Genomic DNA, 4,341 nt, shown 5'->3' on the forward strand with positions numbered 1-4,341 from the left:
ACTAATTACTTCTATAACAATTCCTTTTAGATTAAAATGCCTTTTCAACACAGTATGACCTTCATTATCCTTATAATCTTCTACTGTCCCAGCTTTTCCATCTGATGGATTCCAGTTCTCATCTTTTATGATCTTAACAATAAGTTGATTGCTCGGATAAAAGCCTGGGCTTGAAAGTGTAGTGATATGTTCCTGGCCAGGAGAATTAATTAGTTCAGCTCGGAAAATCCTTACTGCGAATCCAGTTGTAGAATTACTCAAATCACTATTATTTTTTCCATAATCCGTTCTTAAAGTATGGCCTGATTCTGCAATAGAATTATCTAATGGTTGCCAAACTGCCCCAGGTGCTCCCTGCTCTAGAGCGACCCCCAGAGAACTCGTCTCAAATATTGTTTTTGAGTAGGGGAATGGATTTGATGTGATGCCGGACGAGCCATTATTGTAAAAAAAAGACTGACCAACCCCTGGCAACAGCGCATTGCTACGGTAAGCACCGCCATTTGTACTTTCTGCATATGGAAGATATTTGAGTGCCTCTCGCCCATAAGCATCAAAGGCCATTGGAACGATCAAATCTTTTCCTGATGGACTTCCCATTACCTGCACGTTTTGTAGAGGTCTGCCAAGTGCATCGAAATAAGCGATGCTTGTTTGTATCCTATCTTTATCACAGCTGGCGGCCATAACCGAAGATCTTGTTGTGAAATTTTCCTCACGGGGTATGTAAGTAACCACATAATTTTGATCCAAACTTGGTTGAAGGCAACTTACTGCGGATACTACCTCTAAGCTGATAGTCGTTGTTAAAATTCCTGATGTGCCTGAAACAGTAATAGTATACACTGTCATCGGCGATGTATTTATTGGTATTCCTGAAATAACACCGGTAAGCGGATTAATCGCTAAACCGGAAGGGAGTGCCGGACTAATTGTGTAGCCACCCATTGTAATCTTTCTTATTCGGTTAGATGAATTTTCTGCAATGTATAAGTTTCCTTGCGTATCAATGCACAATCCATATGGTGAAGTGAAACGCGCAACATTGGTATCACCATCGTCAGATCCGGCAGAAGTGGTACCAGCTAGCGTAGTCACCACTCCAGCCTGAGTAATTTTTCGGATCATGTTATTCTGCTGATCGGCCACATAAACATTGCCGGAACCATCAACGGCAACACCGTTGGCATAATTGAAACTTGCCCCCGTACCCGCTCCGTTAGATGAACCGATTGAACCACTTCCCGCAAGGGTAGTAACATTACCCGAAGCGCTGATCTTTCTCACCATATGATTGAACCGGTCAGCTATATACAGATTTCCGGCTGCATCAAGTGCTAGCCCCATCGGGTAATTGAAGGTAGACAAAAGTGCTGTACTGTTTACACTTCCAACTGCCCCAGTACCTGCATACGTACTTACCGTTCCAGACGGTGTGATCTTTCGGATCCTGTGATTGTACGCATCTGCTACAAAAAGATTACCCAATCCATCAAATGCCAATCCCATTGGATATTGAAAACTCGCCCCGGTACCTGTTCCATCTGCAAAACCAGGTGAACCACTACCTGCAAATGTAGTAACCGAACCAGAAGGGGTAATCTTGCGTATACGGTGGTTCTGCTGATCGGAAACAAAAACATTTCCCGAACCATCTACCGCAATAGCACTCGGATGCTGAAAAACTGCCGATGTGCCCTGTCCGTCTGCATAACCGGCATAGCCAGCCCCAGCCAAAGTGCTCACGGTTCCATTGGGCGAAATCTTCCGAATCATATGATTCCCTGCATCTGCGACATAAACATTTCCAGCCGCATCGGTGGCGGTAGAAATAGGATTATACAACCCTGCCCCACTGTTTGTAAAGGTTGATACGGTACTAGTGGCCGATATCGAGCCTCCCGTTACAGTTGGACTTAGGTTAACAGCCAATCCAACAGATTGTGTATTTGGGCTCGTGTAGCTGATTGACTGTCCGGAACTACTTCCGTTTACACTAATATTTGTAGTGATGCTACCTGTATTCGTGCTGTATCCCTCAGAAACCACATAATAGGTTCCTGCCCCAAGGGTAGTCTGGATATAAGATTGAGAGCCCGGACAAGGGCCCGTTGTCCAACTATCATCACTGAAGGTGATCAAATTACCTGATTGGTCCAAAAGGTACATATAGGTATCAAAACTACTTCCACAGTGCGATAAGCTCACCGTCGCGGAATTTGTCAAAGTAAATCGGTAAAAGATATCATTGCTCATCTGTCCGTAGTTGTTTCCTAAACAGGCGTCAGCATTACTCCGTGTATCTGTGAAACTGCCCGATCCGGAAAAAATTCCGGCATTAATGGCATATGCCATACCTGCCCCCGATGAAGGACCGCTCCCATTGCCCATAATATCAACTGCGAGATTGATATTTCCTGTATAACTTCCGTACCCCTCAGTTACGATAAAATAAGTACCCGCCGAAAAAATTTGGCTAACGGAAGAACTTGTACCCGAACACAGCACACCATTATCATCATTATAGGCAACTTGATTACCATTCTGGTCAAGAATCCATAAATAAGTATCAAAACCTGAGCCACAAAGGGAAATATTAACATTGGTGGAAGCAGATAATGTAAATGTATACCAAATATCAGGACTTATGTTGCCATACGTGTTTGAATAGGGATAGGCATTGGAACGGTAATCATAAAAACTGGTATTACCACAGGCACCAACTGCAATCGGTATCGCATCGTACTGTCCCATACCACTTTGTCCAAAAGCGCCAAAAAATGGGAAAAGAAGCAAAAACGGTAAAATAATCCTGTATACCCATCTGCTGACAGGTTGTATAGTGTGAGATTTGGAATTCATCGGAGGTTAGTTTAGATAGGAACCATTACTAGTTATTTTGTTTTGGGTTATCCCGGACATCCCGCTCGGTGGTCGGTATAATCTTCTGCTGTTGTGCAGGGGTAAGTAAGCTGCGAAGCTTTCTGTTCTTATCTCTAATGAGCAATTGTATTTTTGCATGCCTGCCCGTTTCACTAAGGCTTGAATCTGCAATCACCAGGGATACGCCTTTCTTATAACTGCCCTGTATTGCAAGTACCTGTTCTGCTTTTGCTGAATCTATAAGTAAATTTTTGCTATAGTAAATCCGCTGTTCTTTTGATCTATTAATCTCGTTCTTCTCCTGAGCGGATAACTTTTGATTCAAGGCCGTTAAAAAGAACAATAACATTGTTAGGCAAATAGAAATTTTCATATCGAAGTATTAAAATTGTTTATAATGATAATCTAGACTTTTAGTTATATTTCCATTCTGATCTTTTGTATTCATCAGACGTTGAAATTCATCGTATTCAAAATATGTTGTCAAGCCCTTGGCATCTGTAGTGCTCAAAATGCCCACAAGTGGTTTATATACATAGCTCGAAATTTTGCTATTTGGCAGCGCATTGCGAAGTGTTGAAACCAAACCATCAATTGTTGCTTTATCTGGAGAAGAATTTAGTACCTGTGTGACAGTTGAGGTACCGCCCAACGCAACTTGCATAGCTGAATATGTCGCATTCTGTACTTCTAAAACTGGGTATCCACCATTGTACCCGTAAACGTATGCGGTGTTGATTCCACCCGGTTTACTTAAACTAATTAAGTTACCTTTTGCATCATATTCATTATAGCTGATCATTGGCTCCAATGGGCGTCCATATAACTGACTTTGAATTTGGGAGGGCTTTATCATAGTATTACTATTGAAAAAATCATACGAACTTTTTACTGTCGATCTGACCACCCCATCATAACTGACTTTCTCTTCGACTACCGGAGCGATATTATATTTCGTTGTCATAGACAAGTACGGCTCTACAGAAAAATCATAAGGATATAGATATTGAGTTGACTTAACATGGTTACTACTTGATACTCTTGTTTCCTTGGTCTTTTGTCTGTAAATAGGGTTATTGTATTCATAGGCAATATGAGTTATTACGCCTCGGTTATTTTCTGTTACACTATCTAATTTCGAATAAGTTGAAAAATTTTTATATTCATAGTAAAAGTAATACCCATCCTGAACAACAGTAAGAACCTTTATAGCTGGAATTGTATCCGTAACAAGAAATGAATAATGATAGTCTGAACTTTGTATCACATTGGAGCTCGCGTCATATATTTTTTTACTTAATAGGCTACCTCTTTTCCATGTTTCCTGTGGAAAAGGCCCCAGAGGCCAAAAGTCTCCAAGTCCGATTTGCCCCCAATAACCGAAATTATTTATAGTCTTCACTTCATGGGTGAGCGTTTCATTCGAGCCGCTTTCATTTTGATATTGGTAGGTGGTTA

General features: G+C 41.4%; 3 protein-coding genes. All 3 read right to left on the reverse strand.

Features of this window, described 5'->3' with window-relative positions:
- A partial coding sequence (locus AC1DPQ_RS19355; protein WP_477610577.1) for a DUF6443 domain-containing protein occupies positions 1 to 2,862 on the reverse strand: 2,862 nt, incomplete at its 3' end.
- 28 nt (positions 2,863 to 2,890) lie between these two features.
- The gene (locus AC1DPQ_RS19360; RefSeq protein WP_477585070.1) at positions 2,891 to 3,256 is read right to left on the reverse strand and encodes a hypothetical protein; all 366 of its coding nucleotides are present in this window, start codon (positions 3,254 to 3,256) and stop codon (positions 2,891 to 2,893) included.
- 9 nt (positions 3,257 to 3,265) lie between these two features.
- Positions 3,266 to 4,341, reverse strand: a 1,076-nt coding sequence (locus AC1DPQ_RS19365; protein WP_477610578.1) for a hypothetical protein, incomplete at its 5' end; no start/stop codon positions are given.

The sequence above is a fragment of the Pedobacter sp. 01T416_2 genome, assembly GCF_056398925.1.

Excerpts from the sequence above, each read along its gene's own strand:
- AC1DPQ_RS19360 (WP_477585070.1), bottom strand. The coding sequence starts at position 3,256 with ATGAAAATTTCTATTTGCCTAACAATGTTATTGTTCTTTTTAACGGCC.